The organism is Sphingomonas phyllosphaerae (assembly GCA_036946405.1).
Lineage (GTDB): Bacteria > Pseudomonadota > Alphaproteobacteria > Sphingomonadales > Sphingomonadaceae > Sphingomonas > Sphingomonas phyllosphaerae_D.
The window spans coordinates 1945212-1960627 of the sequence record JAQIJC010000001.1; the positions used below are offsets into that span (position 1 = coordinate 1945212).

The following is a 15416-nucleotide window of genomic DNA, read 5'->3' on the forward strand; positions in this document are numbered from 1 at the left end:
CCCGATACCCCGGCAAAGGCAATCGGCTCGGACGACGCCGGCGTCGCGGGCGGCGGAGCCATATCGCGGCCCGTCGTGCCTCATCGCAGTCGTTCGCCCGCCGGCTGTGCCGAGTGCGCACCGCAAGGCGGTCGGCGGCTTCGGCAAGTCTTGCCGACACGATCCTCCCATGTCGCAAACGTAGCCCGACGCAGACGGGTCGGTGATGCCCGAAGCGGTTCTTTATGGGAAAGCTGTCGACGTTCGCCCCGGCAGCAACCGTGACTGTGGCAGAAGGGCTGCCACTTCATGGAAAAGATCACCTTCTGTGCCGCGAAGATCATGTAAATAAAAGCTGTTCCAGCGACCTTTCGACGGGTGTACTTTCCGTAGCGTAAAGCAAGAAAGACTCGGCGTTCTTCGACTTGCGCGTGATTTCGTGAAGTGAACAAATAGGATTATTGCGGCCGACCGGTTCCGGCAACCGGTCGTGGTGGCGTTCGTGTGCCGGCAACTCATCGAGGGAGGGCATGATGACCGAAGAAATGGCGCGCCAGGACGGCGGCCGGATGACCGTGTTGATCGAGATGCGCGTGCAGTCGGGTACGCCCGGCATCCTCGCGATGGAAAGCGCGCGCGGGCTGGGCGGACCACCGGTCGAGATCGATCCATCGTTCCAGCCGGTCCCCGGCGCCGCACCGGCCGGGATCGCTGCCGCGGGCATGGGGGCGGAGGACACGACCTACACGGTCCGCGGTACGATCGATGCCGACCAGATCGAGGCGCTCCGCGCGCAGCCCGATGTCGTGGCGGTCTGGAGCGATGCACCGATCGACCATTTCGGCACGGACGAGGTCGATGGTCCCGGCAACGATAGCAGCTTCGCTCCCGGTGATTGTCCGATCCCGCCGTGCGACTGCGCATCGAACGTGCCGAAGGGGACGATCGCGGATGTGGTCGCGTATCTGAAGATCAACGAGGTCTGGGCACAGGGGACCAAGGGGGCCGGTATCGCGATCGGCATCGTCGACGGCGGCATCACCGCGGCGGGGCGGACGATCAGGAACAGCGACACCACGCATCCCGATTGGCCCAACAAGCTGATCCCGCAAGTCACCAAGGGCTGGCCGGTCGCCGATTGGGGAACGACCGGTGCGTCGTGGGGATGGCACGGCAACATGACCGCCACCGACGCGCTGGGCATGGCACCCGAGGCCGAGATCTACGACATGCGCATCAGCGATGGCGAATCGGTGGGACAGGCGTTGCAGGCCTATCAATGGGCGCTCAACCTGTTCAAATCGACCGGCAAGCCCCAGATCCTGTCCAATTCCTGGGGCATGTGGCAGAAAGCCTGGGCACCGGATTACGCCACCAATCCCGACCACCCTTTCACCAAGAAGGTGGTGGAGTGCATCGACGCCGGGATGATCGTGCTGTTCGCCGCGGGCAATTGTGGGCTGACGTGCGGCGGCACCAAATGCGCCGCGGACAAGGGCCCGGGCAAGGACATCTGGGGCGCGAACGGGCACGAGAAGGTCATCACCGTCGGCGCGGTTAATCGGCTGGAACAATTTGTCGGCTATAGCAGTCAGGGCCCGGCTGCCCTGCATCCGCAGAAGCCCGATATCTGCGGCATCACCCACTTCACCGGGTTCTTCGGATCCGACAGCGGCACCTCCGCCGCCTGCCCGGTGGTGGCAGGGCTGGTGGCGCTGATGAAGCAGGCCAAGCCATCGGCGACGCAGGCCAAGATTAAGGCGAGCCTCAAGGCCACCGCCAAGAACATCGGCCCCGGCGGGTGGGACCAGCATTCTGGCAGCGGTATCGTCCAGGGCAAGGCGGCGGTCGCCCATATCAAGGGCAACGTGCTGACCGGGATCATTGCGGACCGGATCACCTCGCCCACATCGGACCGCATCACGATCGTGACCAGCGACACGATCACTGGCAGCATCAACGATACGATCACGCGCCCGATCATCGATCGAATTGCGACCAGCCCGGTCACCGACCGGATCACCATCGTCACCGCCGACCGCGGCACGATCGGTGCGATCGACCGTCCGACGACATCGATTTCCGGCGATGTCGGACCGCGCATCCCGATCGATCCCGGACGCCCGGGGCAGGAGTTCGGAGCGAATGGTAGTGGGCGAGGCCCTTCTCCATTTGTTCTCCAGCACCCGCATGAGGCGACCGACACGCCGTTCGGTGACGACGCGGCGGACGGCGGTCCCGAGGCGGCGGAATATGCGGCGATCATCGAAAGCTATGAAGCGCAGCTTCAGCAGTGCAACGAAACCGCGCACGAATTGTCGGAGACGATCGCTCAGGCGCAGGCGCAACTGGCGGAAGTGACCTCCGAGTTCGATGCCGTGGCGGCCAGCTACAGCGAACTGGTCGCGGCTTACGGTCAGCGCCCGACGCCGTGATCCTGATCGTCAGTCACCCGGACGACGTGCACGCCCGCGCCGTGATCGCCGAGATCGCTGGCGCGGGCGGCAGCGCACGAATATTGAACCTCTCCGATTTCCCGTGTCGCGCGCATCTGACCATGACGATGGACGGTGTCGCCGATCCGGCGCTGTCGATGCGCTGGCCCGACGACGGCGAGACGCTCGATTTCGATGCGGTCGGTGCCGTGTGGTGGCGACGACCACAGCCGTTCCGGCTGCACCCGGAACTCGCCGACCCGGGCTACGGTTCGTTCGCGGCCGGCGAATGCGGTGATGCGATCGCAGGACTCTGGCATCTCCTGGACGCCGAGTGGATCAATCCGCCGCTGTGGGACGAGCGCGCGCATCGCAAGCCCTTGCAGCTGAAGCTTGCCCGTGAGTGCGGGCTTACCGTCCCCGCGACGTGCATGACCAGCGATCCCGACGCCGCAGCCGCGTTCATCGCGCAGCACGCGGGTCAGGCGCTGATCTACAAGGCGTTCGGCGGAACCGAGGCGGACTGGCGCGAGACGCGGTTGCTTCGCCCCGAGCAGACCGGAGACCTGTCCGCGTTCCGCTTCGCTCCGCTCATCCTTCAGGCGTTCGTCCCGGCACGCTATGACGTGCGATTGACGATCGTCGGAGAGGAACTGTTCGCGGCGGCGATCCACAGCCAGCAAAGCCGCTATCCGCTCGATTTCCGCATGGACGTGCTCAACACGGCAATCACGCCGATCGATGTGCCTGAAGAGGTACGGACCGCCATGATGGCGCTGATGCGCACATTGCGGATCGTCTATGGTGCCGCCGACTTTCGCGTGACCGACAATGACGAATGGGTGTTCCTCGAGGTCAATCCGGCCGGCCAGTGGCTGTTTGTCGAGGATGCAACCGGCCAACCCATCGCGCGCGCGTTGGCGCATCGACTGATCGAAGCCGATCGCACCACACAGTCCCCCAGAGCATGATAAGGTCTAATTGATCCGTCATTGCGAGCGTAGCGAAGTAATCCAGAGCGTCCTGGTTCGGCACGGGATTGCGTCGCCACGCTCGCAATGACGAACCGTGTATCCAACCTTACGTCATCTCACCTCAGGTATCATGCCGAGATGACGGCGGGAGATGGTTGAGGCGGGATGGATCACACCCTAGAGTGTAATTCACCCGGTTTGAACCACTTCCCATCGTCACCCCCGGCGAAGGCCGGGGCCCAGTTGGAAAGGTCTACGAAATTAAGGCGCGACCTACATCATCAGCGTCCCCAACTGGGCCCCGGCTTTCGCCGGGGTGATGCTTCAGCTTGGAAGGATCACACCCTGAAACCCTGTCAGATGAAGCCGCGATCGCGCGGATGCCCGGGTGCCAGCCGATCGCCATCGTAGCGATCGCCATCATACGGCCGGTCGTCGCGAATGAAGCGATCCTCGGCGACGGGACGCGCGGCCGAAAGGCGGCTGTTCTCGCGCTCCAGCTCGTCGTTCTCGCGCTTCAGCTCCGCGACGCGTTCGTTGGCGAGATCGCGTTCGCGTTCCAGCTCGGTAACCCGCGTCCCGACGGTACCGTGGTCGCGTTCCAATTCCGTCGCGCGGCGGGTGGCGGTGTCGTGATCGCGCTCGAGTTCGGTAATCCGCTTGCTGGTCACGGCATGGGCGTCGCGTTCGGCGACATAGCGCGCCTTCCACTTCCGCCCGCCGGGATGACTTGCCAGACCGAACAACCAGCCGGCGACCAGCGCGATCGCCAGTGCGATATATTGCGTCGTCGTGGTGAACAGCATGACGGACCTCCACTCGTGATCGTGGCTGAACGACGCAGTGGAGCGGCTGTTCCTACGGCTTGGCGTTGATGAAGGAGTCGTTGAGCGAGCAAGCCGCCGGGCCGAGAATGACGATGAACAGCACCGGCAGGATGAACATGATCAGCGGCACCGTCATGATCGCCGGCAGCCGCGCCGCCTTCTCCTCGGCACGCATCATCCGCTCGTGACGAAATTCCGCCGAGAGCACGCGCAGCGCGCTGGCGAGCGGCGTGCCGTACTTTTCGGTCTGGATCATCGTCGTCACGACGCCGCGCACCGCATCGAGGTCGACCCGGCTGGCGAGATTCTCGAACGCCTGCCGCCGATCGGTGAGGAACCCCAGCTCGATCGCCGTCAGCGCGAATTCCTCGCCCAGTTCGGCATAGGCCTTGCCCAGCTCGCGCGAGACGCGGTGGAAGGCGGCGTCGACGGTCAAGCCGGCCTCCGCGCAGATCACGAGCAGGTCGAGCGCGTCGGGAAGCCCCTTCCGGATCCCGTCGGTGCGCTTGGTGATCCTGTTCTTCAGATAGATGTCGGGTGCCTTGTAGGCGAGCACGAACGTGCCCGCGACCAGCCCGTAGCGCTTGAGCGCGCCCCATTCGGGAAAGGCGTCGAGCAGATAGACCCAGATCACCATCAGGCCGCCGAACACGATCGGCAGCACCAGCCGGCCGAAGATCACCGCGACCGCCCATTCCTTGTTGCGGATGCCGGCCTGGATCAGCTTGCGTTGCGCATCCTTGACCTGTTCGTCCTGCAAGACGCGCAGCGACGACAGCAGGGCGCGGACGCGGTCGGCGGCATTGCTCTGGTGGACCAGCTTGGTACGCCGCTTCGCGGTCGAGGCGGTGATGCCCGCCTTCAGCTGCTCGCGGCGATCGTTGAGCGTGCGGACGCGCCGCGTCATCGGATCGCGCAACGCGCGCGTGGCATAGCCACCGACGAGCAGTGCGGCGCCAAGCGCGGGCAGCAGCGTCGCAAGTAGCAGCACATCGAGGCCGAACAGCGTGGGCATATCAGATCTCGAAGCTTACCATACGGGACATGATGAAGGCGCCGATCGACATCCAGATCAGGCCGCCGACGGCCGCGATCGACAGTCGCGCGTCGCTGAAGAACGTCTGCATGTACGGCGGGTTGATCGAATAGATCAGTGCGAAGACGATGAACGGCAGCGACCCGATGATATAGGCGGACGCCTTCGATTCCGACGACATCGCCTTGATCTTCAGCTTCATTTGCCCGCGCTGGCGTAGTACCGTCGCGAGGTTCTGGAGCGTCTCGGCCAGGTTGCCGCCGGTTTCGCGCTGGATCGCGATCGTGATGACGAAGAACTGGAATTCGGCGGTCATCAGTCGGTCGGCGGTCTCCTGCAACGCGACGTCCATCCCGCGGCCGATCCGCATCTTGTCGGATACCGAGCGGAATTCCTCGCCGACCGGACCCGGCACCTCGGCGGCGACGACCTGCATCGTCTCCGAGATCGGCAGGCCCGAGCGGAGCCCGCGGACCAGCAATTCGATCGCATCGGGGAACTTGGCGATGAACGCCGTGACCCGCCGCTTGATGAGGAACGCCACCGTGACATGCGGGATCATCGCGCCCAGCATCATGCCGACCGGCAAGGCGATCAGCACCGTCACGCCCTGCACCAGCAGCAGCAGCAGCGTCACCACCGCGATCGTCCCTGCGGCGATGCCATATTGCCCGACCGTCCACGCCTTGCCGGTCATCGACAGCCGCTTCCGCAACTCGGCGGCGTTGGGCAGGATGCGCGTCATGGCCAGGTCGGCGCGCGTCGCGCTCCGCCCGGTGATCCGACGCATCTGCGCCTCGATCGTGTTCGTCGGTGCGGCAACGTGCCGCTCGCGCAGCACCGCCAGGCGACGCGCGCCAGCTTTTTGCGTCGACGGTCCGGCCAGCGCGAAGACGAACAGCCCCAGCGTCATCCCCGCGGCCAGGATCAGCAGGATCAGCGGCGACATGACGGCTCCGCGGGATGAGGGGCGTGGGTCGTCATTTCTGGGCCGGCTTCTTCGCGATCAGCTCGGCGATGCGCGCGATCAGCGAGCCGCCACGCGCCCCGCCGCGGTTCAGCGGCATCGGATCGTCGCCGGTCGCCGCCAGCAATCGCCCGGCGAGTTCGACCAGCGGCGCCATGGTCTTCGACCCCTTGCCGACCGCCGCCATCGTCTTGCCGAGCTTCGCGGCCTGCGATGCCAGCCGGTGATCGTAGGGCAGCACGACGTCGATTTTGCGTTCGATCGATCCTTCGAAATCCTTGCGCGTCACCTCCTGCTGCGCACCCGGCTGGACGCGGTTGGCGAGGACGCAGACCTGCGCCTGCGGCGCGTTGGTGCGCAGCCACGACAGCAGCCGGATCGTGTCGCGCGCCGCCGCCAGCGTCAGGTCGGTCACCAGCACCACGGCCTGCACCTCGGTCATCAGGTGCGGATGCTGGATCAGCATCGCGCGCGGCAGGTCCATGATGCTCATGTCGAAGGCGCTGCGCAGCTCCTCCTGCAGCTGATAGTAAGCGGTGCCGTCGGTGACGATCGGATGGCTGATCGGCGCTTCCGCCGACAGCACCGAGAGCTTGTCGGATGCGCGGACCAGCGCGCGTTCGAGGAACAGCCCGTCGATGCGGCTGGGATTGTCGATCGCGTCGATCAGGCCGCGCCCCGGTTCGATGTCCATCGCCAGCGCGTTGGTGCCGAAGTGCACGTCGAGGTCGAGCAGGGCGGTCGAGCGCTTGCCGGCCTCGCTCATCTGCCACGCCAGCGAGGTCGCGATCGTCGACGCGCCGACGCCGCCGCGGCAACCGATCACCGCCAGCGCCGAGTGGACGCGTTCCGCGGACGGATCGGTATAGCGCGGCGAGTTGAGCATCGCCTGCGCCGACGCAAAGGCGTCACGCACCGCATCGACGCCGAGTGGCTTGAGCAGGTAGTCGTGGATGCCGCTCGCCAGCAGGTCGCGATAGAGGCGGACGTCGTTGACCTGCCCGGCGGCGATCACGATCGTCCCCGGCTCGCAGACTTCGGCGAGGCTGTTGATGTCGGCGAGCGGATCGCTGGTTTCGCTCAGGTCGACGAACAGCAGCTGCGGGCTCGACGACACCGCGAGCGTCTGCACCGCCTGCCGCAGCCCGCCTTTGTAGACGTTCTCCTGCGGCCAGCCGAGCTCGTCGACGACCGCGCGCAGCGTCATGCTGGCATTGTCGTCGCAGCAGAAGGCGAGAAAGGGCGCGCGTGCCGCCGCGCCCGCGACTTTCCACGGTGCGTTCATGTCAGCGGCCCCCCGTCGATTCACTCTTCACGACGGCGCCGCCGCCGCCGGTCGGCGCTGCCTTGCGCCACACGCCGATCGATTTGGTGGCGGTGATCGCGGGCATCGAACCGTCATCGTTCTTGCCGCGGATCAGATCGTCGGGATCGGCGATCATCGCCGCCAGCGTGCCGTTGATCGCGCAGCCGAACGCGCTGCTGGTATGGGCATCGAAGTTTACCAGCGTGGCGGTCGCGGCCGGCACCGCACAGCTCGGGACCGACGCGGTGCTGCGCGTGACGACGACCCGCAGCGTGCCCGGCGTCGGCGTCGCGCCATGCGCCGGCGCGTCGCTCGCGATCCGAAGCCCGCGGGCGGCGGCGAGCGCCGCGATCTCACTGCGCGCGGTGGGCGAGGCCGCGGGATCGTCGATCGCGATCATCGCACCGGGGGCGGGCGCAAGCACATCGAGCCAGCCGCGCAGGCGCTGCGCCTCGCCGCCGCCAAGACCATCGGGGCCTGCGAGCAGATCGAGCGCGTAATCGGCGTGCGAGACGACCGGCTGGTGGACGGTCTCCACCCCGCGATAGCCGCCGCACCCCGAAAGCGGTGTCGCGACGGCGAGCGTGAGGAGAAGCAGGAGCGGACGCGAGGTCATGGGATGCTCTCTCACTTGATCGAGAAGCCGGGCGCCGGGGGCGCGGCGGGGGTGTCGAGCTTCGGCTTCGGGCGGTCGGCGGCACGATTGCCGCTGTCGAGCTTGCCGAGGAACGCGCGCTCGAGATCGGTCGGTGCCTTGTAGCCATCGGTCGGCAGCTTGACGTCGGCGGCGTTGACCGGCCGGACGAGATACGGCGTGATGACGATCACCAGCTCGGTCTCGTTGCGCTGGAAGCCGTTCGACCGGAACAGCGCGCCGAGGATCGGCAGATCGCCGACACCCGGCGTCTTGGTATAGCTGTTGTTGTGCGTGTTCTGCATCAGGCCGGCGATCATGAAGCTCTGCCCCGAACCCAGCTCGACGGTCGTCTCCGCGCGGCGCGTGGTCAGCGCCGGGACCCGCGCGCTGCCTACCGACACTGCATTGCCATAGTCGAGCTGCGACACCTCGGGCTTGACGCGCAGCGAGATCCGCCCGTCCGACAGCACGGTCGGTGTATAGGCGAGGCTGACGCCGAACTGCTTGTACTCGATCGAATTGGTGCCCAGCGCCTGCGCGATCGGGATCGGGATCTCACCGCCCGCCAGGAACGTGCCGGTTTCGCCCGACAGCGCGGTCAGGTTCGGGTTGGCGAGCGTCGTCACCTGACCCAATGTCTCGCCGAGGTCGAGCGCGTTGATGAAGTCCGTTCCGAGCAGCCGCCCGAACAGGCTGAACGTCCCGCCACCGCTGTTGACCGACGGCAGCGTGAAGCTGGTGCCGCCGTTCGGCATGTTCGGATCGGTGCCGGGCAGGACGTTGGTGATCGTGCCCTGCCGGCCGAAGCCGAGCCCGAGCATCGGGTTGCGGTTCCCCAGCGTGCGCGTCGTGATGTTGTTCGCGATGTTCTTGAGGAACGAACGGCTCACCTCGGCGAACTTGACCTGCAGATTGACCTGCAGCGGCGTCGCCACCTTGATGCGGTTGATGACGGCCATCTTGAGAGAAGCGTTGTCCGCACTGGGATCGACACCGGGATTGAGCAGGCTGGTGACCAATCGTTGCGCCTGTTCGGCGTCGGCCGGCGCAACGGCATTGCCGTTGAGGACCGCGATCTGCCCGACCAGCGTGACGTGGAAGTCGCTGCCGGGCAGCGCCGCCTGAAGCATCCGGTCGATCTGCGTCGAATTCTGCGCGACGCGGATCGTCGCGGCATAGATCACCGCGCCGCCGCGATCGGTGGCGAAGATCGTGGCCTCGCCATCGGCCTTGCCGAACAGGTGGATTTGGCGCGGGTTGGCGACATAGACGTCCGCTGCGGCAGCGTTTGACGTCCACACTTCGCTGACCGCGGCGGGAAGGGTGATAAGCTCGCCCTCGCCGATCGACAGCCACTTCTCGATGCTCGGCTTGGTCACGCCGACCGGCGGCAGGCCGCTGCGCACCACCGGCCGCGTCGCCGCGGCGGGACGCTGCGCCGCGCGCGGCGCGGCAGCGATCGAGCCCGGCGTGAGCGCCGCCGTCAGCGCCACGGCCAGCGCCGCGCCGTGAAACAGGGAGGAGCGCATCTTAGTTCTTTCCTGCGACGGAGACTTCGGTCACGGCATTGCCGCGGGCGATCCGGACCTTCGGACCGGCGGCGATCGCGCCGGACGCGGCGACCGCCACCGGCATCCCCGGCATCGATGGGGGCGGAGCCGATGCGTTGTTGCGCGGCGGCGCGGTACGCCGCTGGAAGCGCGAGACATCGGCACCGACCGCATAAGTGGTGTTGCCGGTCTGCGGCATGTTGGCGAGCCGGTCGATCGCCGCTTCCTCGGCATTCGCGTCATGCGCCTCGCCGACGCTGACCGCACCGGAGGCGATCGCGCGATCGAGTTCGGAAGCATTGTCGGCGAGCGACCGCAGCGACAGCGACAGCGTGCCGATCGTCTGCGCGACCGCGATCTGCTCGGCGATTTTCGGCGTCGCCTCGACGGTGATCGTCGAAAAGGTCTGGACGACGGTATTGCCCTGCTCGTCCTTCTGATCGGTGGTGCGCTGGTCGGTCGCAAGCACGCGCAGGTTGCGCATCACCGTCTCGCTGGCGCGCAGCGGCGGTCCGTCGCCTTCGACCGACTGGGTCAGGATCAGATCGATATGATCGCCCGGGAAGACGAACCCCGCCACGCTGGTCTGCGCCGACACCGGCACCGTTACCGCACGCATCCCCGCGCCGAGCGCCGCGGCCAGGAAGCCGCGATCACCCGGCTTCACCAGCTGCCCCTGCGTCACCGGCTGCCCGGCGGTGATCGGCAGCCGGACGACCGTGCCAATCAGCTTCGCCATGTCGGTGCCGCTGCGTAGGTAATAGGCGTTCTCGACCAGCTCCTTGGGCCACGGCTGGAACTTCAGCGCGCTGGCGTCGAGGATCGTGCCGACGGGCAGCGCGCGCGTGGCGACCAGCACCTCCGGTCCGTCGATGCGCGGCGCGGCAGCCTCCATCGCGGCGGCTTCGGGGGCGGGCGAGCCGACCAGCATCGTGCGCGCGGCGAACGCGGTGATCGCGGCGACCATCAGCGCACCGACCAGCAGAATGAGCTTGCGACTGTCCATGAATGACCCTGTCCCCGCGCCGCACCTGCAGCGCCTGTGTGACTGCGATTATTGGATAAATTGGTTAAAGAGCGGTTCGCGGAGCGCGAGCAGGCCGGCGATCGCGATCGCGACGCCGTACGGCACCTCGATCGCGTCGGCGCTGCGCCGCACGCGATGTTCGATCAGCATCGCCAGCGTCAGCGCGCCGCCGATCACTGACATCGCCAGCAACATGTCGAGCAGGTGCAGCGGCGCGAGCCACAGCGACAATGCGCCGATCAGCTTGACGTCGCCGCCGCCCATCTGCCCCATCGCGAACGCGCCGACGAACAGCGCGAAGACCAGCATTGCGACGCCGACTTGTACCGCCATGCCCGGCCAGGGATCGAGTCCGATCGCGATCCACCATGGCGGGGCGAGCAGCGCGATCGCGGCATTCTTCCAATTGGCGATCTCACGCGAGCGCACGTCCTGGATCCCTGCCGACAGCAGCAGCACCCCCATCAGCACGGGCAACAGCCATGTAAGAAATCCCCAGCCCATGCCGCATGGCGCTAGACGGAATGGTTTGAGAAACCGTAACCATGCCGGCGATGTCGATCACGACCGATCCCGCCGCGGTACGCCGCGCCCTGCCGGCCGACGCGCGGCTGTCCTTCGATGTCGCGGCGGACGGATGGCGGCTACGGCGCTTTGCGCGCGACGGGCGGGGGCGTGGAGCGCTGATGTTCCAGGCTGGCCGCGGCGACATGATCGAGAAGTATCTGGAGGCGTTCGGCGACTGGCACGATCGCGGCTGGGCGGTGACCGCCTTCGACTGGCGCGGGCAGGGCGGGTCGGGGCGACTCGGCGGCGACCCGCATGTCGGCCATTGCGACGATTTCGCACCGTTGATCGCCGATCTGGCCGAGGTTTGGCGTCGCTGGACCGCGCAGCAGCATGGGCCGCATGTGATCGTCGGGCATTCGATGGGCGGTTATCTGGTGCTGCGCGCGCTGCTCGATGGCGTCATTCGCGCCGATGCGGCGGTGCTGGTCGCACCGATGCTCGGGTTGCGCTCACCCGTCGGCGCGTGGCTGGGGACGCGCGTGGCACAGGCGATGCGGCGGTTCGGCGATCCGGCGCGCCCGGCGTGGAAGAGCCATGAGCGGCCCGGCATGATGCCCCGGCAACGGCTGCTGACCGGAGACGACGCGCGCTATGCCGACGAGGAATGGTGGCTGACCGCCCAGCCGGAGCTGCGACTCGGCCCGCCGAGCTGGGCGTGGCTGGCGGAGGCGTTTGCGGCGACCGCGCGGCTGCGGGCCGATCCCGGACTCGCCACGCTGTCGACGCCGGTGTTGATGCTGCTCGCCGACGATGACCGGCTCGTCGATCCACGGGCTGCGGTGCAGGTCGCGGCCCGTCTGCCGGATGCGACACTGGTGCGGTTCGGGGCCGGGGCGGCGCACGAACTGTTGCGCGAAGCCGATCCGGTTCGGATGCGGGCGATGACGGCGATCGACGCCTTTCTCGATCGTCACGCGGCATGACGTACGACATTGCGATCGTGGGGGCCGGGATCGCCGGCGCCAGCCTCGCCGCGGCGATCGGCGACCGCGCGCGCGTGTTGCTGCTCGAAGGCGAGGAGCGTCCCGGCTACCACGCGACGGGGCGCTCGGCCGCCTTCTGGTCGGAAACCTATGGCGGGCCGGATATCCAGCCGCTGACCACCGCATCCGGCCCGGCGCTGCACGCAGGCGGCTACCTCGATCCGCTCGGCGCGGTCCATATTGGCCGCGATGGGGATGCCGCAGCGATCGCGGCGTTGCTCGACGAATTCGCCGCGACCCCGGTTGCGCTTTCGGCGGTCGATCCACAGCCACTGATCCCCGGACTGCGCGCGGCGTGGACGCTCGGGGTCAGCGAGCCGACCTGCGCCTATATCGATGTGGCGCGGCTGCATGGCGACTATCTGGCGCAGGCGACACGGAGCGGGACCACCACGGTGACCTCGGCGCTTCTGTCGTCCGCGGCCCGACGCAACGGCGTATGGCGGATCGAAATCGCGGATGGCCGCACGTTCGACGCGTCGGTTCTCGTCGATGCGGCGGGCGCGTGGGCCGATGACGTCGCGGTGCGCAGCGGCGTGCGGCCGATCGGGATCACGCCGTATCGTCGGACGATGGCGCAGTTGCAGACCGACCCGCCGGTGCCCGCGACGCTGCCGTTCGTCATCGACGTGCGCGGCGGCTTCTACTTCAAACCCGAGGCGGGCGGGCGCTTGTGGCTGAGCCCGCATGACGAGCATCCGGTCGTGGCGCATGATGTCGCGGCGGAGGAACTCGATATCGCGGTCGCGATCGACCGGCTCGAGACAGCCGTCGACTGGCGGGTGATGCGGGTGGAGCGACGCTGGGCGGGGCTGCGATCGTTCGCGCCGGACCGGCTGCCCGTCTACGGCATGGCGGAGGCCGGATTCTTCTGGTTCGCCGGGCAGGGCGGGTTCGGGATCCAGACCGCTCCCGCCGCCGCGCGGATCGGTGCGGCGTTGCTGCTGGACGCGGCCGTGCCGGCGGGGCTGGATGCCGGGCGCTATGCACCGCGACGATTTTGTGACTGAACGCGACCGATCAGTCGCGTTTGCGCTCCGGAACCGCCGGTATCTGCGACAATAGCGTCAACAAGGTAGGTATTTCGCCGGTGATATAGGTGTCCGTGGGCACCCGCAGGCTCGACCGAAGCGCACGTCCCATCGTGCTGACTTGCTCGCGACGTTCCCGCTCCTTGGCCTGCACGACGATATTCCTACGCTTCGACATTGAAGCCACGGCGCAATCGGTGGCTGTCCGGCAAAGAACCTGCCGCCTGCCGCTGTGTTCCCTCACCACCCCTCGCTTCGTCGCACCTATGATGCTGGCGAGCCGATCAATTTTGTTCACCCTGCCGCAACCTTTGGCGACGGCGACGATTGTGCAGCCATCAACGATAATGGCTCGCAAAGGTCGCCATGCTGAAGCAATTCACACCGCTCGCTCTTGCGCTCCTTCCGCTGGTCGCAGTGGTTGGTGCCGTCTGGAACGTTCCTTAAACCACTAATTCCCGGCCCCCCCCGAGGTGCCGCCGTCCCCCCCCCCCCCCGAAATGGCGGCGCCAAAAGGAAAGGCCCGCCCGGAGCGATCCGGGCGGGCCTTTCTTGCTGCGGGCGATGCGCCGGGCCGATCAGCCCTGCGCGTCGTCCGACTGAACCTCGGCGGTCGCGCCCGGCTCGGCATTCGGATCGTAATCCTCGGTGAAGCCGCCCTGATCCCGGCCTTCCTCGAAGACCTGCTGCATGACGTCGACGCCCGCCGACTGCATCTCGGCCTCTTCGGGCGAGCGCGCGACGTTGACCTTGACGGTCACGGCGACTTCCGGGTGCAGCTGCACCTTGACGTCGTACAGGCCGATCGATTTGATCGGACGGTCCAGTACCACCTGGCTCTTGGTCACCTTGTGACCGTCGGCCACCAGCGCCTCGACCAGATCGCGCACCGCGACCGAACCGTACAGCTGGCCGGTGTTCGACGACTGGCGGATCAGCGTGATCTGCGCGTCCTTGAACGAACCCGCTTCCTTCTCGGCCTCGCCGCGACGGTTGGCGTTCTCGCTCTCGATGCGGGCGCGGTTCGCCTCGAACACCTTGCGGTTGGCTTCGTTGGCGCGCAGCGCCTTCTTGTTCGGGAGCAGGTAGTTACGGGCGAACCCGTCCTTGACCTTCACCACGTCGCCGATGCCGCCGAGCTTCTCGACGCGCTCAAGCAGGATGATATCCATCTGCTCTTCTCCTTACTTCACGACGTAGGGCAGCAGGCCCAGGTGGCGGGCGCGCTTGATCGCCTGCGCCAGCTCGCGCTGCTTCTTGGCGCTCACCGAGGTGATGCGCGACGGAACGATCTTGCCACGCTCGGACACGAAGCCCTGGAGCAGACGGACGTCCTTATAGTCGATCCGGGGCGCATCCTTGGCGCTGAACGGGCACGACTTGCGGCGGCGGAAAAACGGACGCGCCATTATGCGGCCTCCTCTTCACGGTCACGACGGTGGCCACGATCGCCGCGGTCACCACGCTCGCCACGGCCGCCTTCGCGGTCGCTGCGGCGCTCACGATCGCGCTCCTGCTTGCGCATCATCACGGTCGGGCCTTCTTCATGGCCGTCGACGCGGACGGTCATGTAGCGGATCACGTCCTCGTTGATGCTGGTCTGACGCTCCAGCTCGGCGACGGTGTCGCCCGGTGCGTCGATCTCGAGCATCACGTAGTGCGCCTTGCGGTTCTTCGCGATGCGATAGGCGAGCGAGCGCAGGCCCCAGGTCTCGGTCTTGACGACCTTGCCGCCGCGTTCCTCGACGATCTTGGTGGCGGTTTCCGCCAGCGTGTCCACCTGCGCCTGTGCCAGATCCTGGCGCGCAAGGAACACATGCTCGTACAGAGCCATGCATGTACCTTCATGTTGGCCGATCGCTGACGCGCACCCCATGTGCAACGCCCCTCCGGCTGTCGTTCCAACGGCAAAGGGCGGCAAGGGTGATTCCCTTCCGCCCGACGCCGTCGCGCTATGACGCCAAATCGCGTCCGACGCAACCGAATGTTGAGGCGCGAATGTTGCGAATGTTGAGACGATCGCGCGTTGGATTCAACGTTCCGGCCTTGTGACATCCTGATACCAGAAAGCGCGCCGACTCGCCAGTGGTTGAC

Annotated in this window: 15 protein-coding genes; 4 read left to right on the forward strand and 11 right to left on the reverse strand. The window is 66.9% G+C overall.

Annotated elements, in window-relative coordinates; translation table 11 throughout:
• Window positions 1-512: 512 nt before the first annotated feature.
• Together PGN12_09425 and PGN12_09430 are read left to right on the forward strand one after the other, a co-directional pair.
• Window positions 513-2414 (forward strand): S8 family serine peptidase, encoded by a 1902-nt coding sequence (locus PGN12_09425; protein ID MEH3104111.1) that lies wholly within the window; start codon window positions 513-515, stop codon window positions 2412-2414.
• On the forward strand, window positions 2411-3385 hold the full coding sequence (locus PGN12_09430) for a hypothetical protein (protein ID MEH3104112.1): 975 nt from the start codon (window positions 2411-2413) through the stop codon (window positions 3383-3385). The genes PGN12_09425 and PGN12_09430 overlap by 4 nt, the downstream gene beginning before the upstream one ends.
• A gap of 359 nt (window positions 3386-3744) precedes the next feature.
• Here the strand turns inward: PGN12_09430 and PGN12_09435 are convergent, their stop codons facing one another.
• Genes PGN12_09435 through PGN12_09470 form a run of 8 tightly spaced genes read right to left on the reverse strand, consistent with a single transcriptional unit; the run spans window position 3745 to window position 11242 of the window.
• Window positions 3745-4194, reverse strand: a complete 450-nt coding sequence (locus PGN12_09435; GenBank protein MEH3104113.1) for a hypothetical protein — start codon at window positions 4192-4194, stop codon at window positions 3745-3747.
• Window positions 4195-4246: 52 nt separating this feature from the next.
• On the reverse strand, window positions 4247-5230 hold the full coding sequence (locus PGN12_09440) for a type II secretion system F family protein (GenBank protein ID MEH3104114.1): 984 nt from the start codon (window positions 5228-5230) through the stop codon (window positions 4247-4249).
• A gap of 1 nt (window position 5231) precedes the next feature.
• Window positions 5232-6200, reverse strand: a complete 969-nt coding sequence (locus PGN12_09445) for a type II secretion system F family protein (protein MEH3104115.1) — start codon at window positions 6198-6200, stop codon at window positions 5232-5234.
• Window positions 6201-6231: 31 nt separating this feature from the next.
• A complete protein-coding gene (locus tag PGN12_09450; protein ID MEH3104116.1) occupies window positions 6232-7503 on the reverse strand; it encodes a P-loop NTPase in 1272 nt (423 codons plus the stop codon).
• Window position 7504: 1 nt separating this feature from the next.
• Entirely contained in the window at window positions 7505-8140 is a 636-nt protein-coding gene (locus PGN12_09455; GenBank protein MEH3104117.1) for a CpaD family pilus assembly lipoprotein, read from the reverse strand.
• 11 nt (window positions 8141-8151) lie between these two features.
• Window positions 8152-9690 (reverse strand): type II and III secretion system protein family protein, encoded by a 1539-nt coding sequence (locus tag PGN12_09460; GenBank protein ID MEH3104118.1) that lies wholly within the window; start codon window positions 9688-9690, stop codon window positions 8152-8154.
• A 1-nt stretch (window position 9691) separates the two neighbouring features.
• Window positions 9692-10717: a Flp pilus assembly protein CpaB gene (gene cpaB, locus PGN12_09465; GenBank protein ID MEH3104119.1), complete on the reverse strand. Its 1026-nt coding sequence runs from the start codon at window positions 10715-10717 to the stop codon at window positions 9692-9694.
• Between the two features lie 48 nt (window positions 10718-10765).
• The gene (locus PGN12_09470) at window positions 10766-11242 is read right to left on the reverse strand and encodes a prepilin peptidase (protein MEH3104120.1); all 477 of its coding nucleotides are present in this window, start codon (window positions 11240-11242) and stop codon (window positions 10766-10768) included.
• Window positions 11243-11292: 50 nt separating this feature from the next.
• Here PGN12_09470 and PGN12_09475 point away from each other — a divergent pair, with 50 nt between their 5' ends.
• Together PGN12_09475 and PGN12_09480 are read left to right on the forward strand one after the other, a co-directional pair.
• Complete coding sequence (locus PGN12_09475; protein MEH3104121.1) at window positions 11293-12231, forward strand: alpha/beta hydrolase; 939 nt, start codon at window positions 11293-11295, stop codon at window positions 12229-12231.
• Window positions 12228-13301, forward strand: coding sequence for an FAD-binding oxidoreductase (locus tag PGN12_09480; GenBank protein ID MEH3104122.1), 1074 nt, complete (start codon window positions 12228-12230; stop codon window positions 13299-13301). Before PGN12_09475 ends, PGN12_09480 begins: the two co-directional genes overlap by 4 nt.
• Window positions 13302-13900: 599 nt before the next feature.
• Here the strand turns inward: PGN12_09480 and rplI are convergent.
• Genes rplI through rpsF form a run of 3 tightly spaced genes read right to left on the reverse strand, consistent with a single transcriptional unit; the run spans window position 13901 to window position 15156 of the window.
• The gene (rplI, locus tag PGN12_09485) at window positions 13901-14494 is read right to left on the reverse strand and encodes a 50S ribosomal protein L9 (protein ID MEH3104123.1); all 594 of its coding nucleotides are present in this window, start codon (window positions 14492-14494) and stop codon (window positions 13901-13903) included.
• Between the two features lie 12 nt (window positions 14495-14506).
• Window positions 14507-14731 (reverse strand): 30S ribosomal protein S18, encoded by a 225-nt coding sequence (gene rpsR / locus PGN12_09490; GenBank protein MEH3104124.1) that lies wholly within the window; start codon window positions 14729-14731, stop codon window positions 14507-14509.
• The gene (rpsF, locus tag PGN12_09495) at window positions 14731-15156 is read right to left on the reverse strand and encodes a 30S ribosomal protein S6 (protein MEH3104125.1); all 426 of its coding nucleotides are present in this window, start codon (window positions 15154-15156) and stop codon (window positions 14731-14733) included. The genes rpsR and rpsF overlap by 1 nt, the downstream gene beginning before the upstream one ends.
• Between the last annotated feature and the right edge of the window lie 260 nt (window positions 15157-15416).

Coding starts and splice junctions, on each gene's coding strand:
- rpsR (MEH3104124.1), bottom strand. CDS start 14,731: ATGGCGCGTCCGTTTTTCCGCCGCCGCAAGTCGTGCCCGTTCAGCGCC.
- PGN12_09455 (MEH3104117.1), bottom strand. CDS start 8,140: ATGACCTCGCGTCCGCTCCTGCTTCTCCTCACGCTCGCCGTCGCGACA.
- PGN12_09480 (MEH3104122.1), top strand. CDS start 12,228: ATGACGTACGACATTGCGATCGTGGGGGCCGGGATCGCCGGCGCCAGC.
- PGN12_09435 (MEH3104113.1), bottom strand. CDS start 4,194: ATGCTGTTCACCACGACGACGCAATATATCGCACTGGCGATCGCGCTG.
- PGN12_09460 (MEH3104118.1), bottom strand. CDS start 9,690: ATGCGCTCCTCCCTGTTTCACGGCGCGGCGCTGGCCGTGGCGCTGACG.
- PGN12_09440 (MEH3104114.1), bottom strand. CDS start 5,230: ATGCCCACGCTGTTCGGCCTCGATGTGCTGCTACTTGCGACGCTGCTG.
- rplI (MEH3104123.1), bottom strand. CDS start 14,494: ATGGATATCATCCTGCTTGAGCGCGTCGAGAAGCTCGGCGGCATCGGC.
- PGN12_09450 (MEH3104116.1), bottom strand. CDS start 7,503: ATGAACGCACCGTGGAAAGTCGCGGGCGCGGCGGCACGCGCGCCCTTT.
- rpsF (MEH3104125.1), bottom strand. CDS start 15,156: ATGGCTCTGTACGAGCATGTGTTCCTTGCGCGCCAGGATCTGGCACAG.
- PGN12_09445 (MEH3104115.1), bottom strand. CDS start 6,200: ATGTCGCCGCTGATCCTGCTGATCCTGGCCGCGGGGATGACGCTGGGG.
- cpaB (MEH3104119.1), bottom strand. CDS start 10,717: ATGGACAGTCGCAAGCTCATTCTGCTGGTCGGTGCGCTGATGGTCGCC.
- PGN12_09475 (MEH3104121.1), top strand. CDS start 11,293: ATGTCGATCACGACCGATCCCGCCGCGGTACGCCGCGCCCTGCCGGCC.
- PGN12_09470 (MEH3104120.1), bottom strand. CDS start 11,242: ATGGGCTGGGGATTTCTTACATGGCTGTTGCCCGTGCTGATGGGGGTG.
- PGN12_09425 (MEH3104111.1), top strand. CDS start 513: ATGACCGAAGAAATGGCGCGCCAGGACGGCGGCCGGATGACCGTGTTG.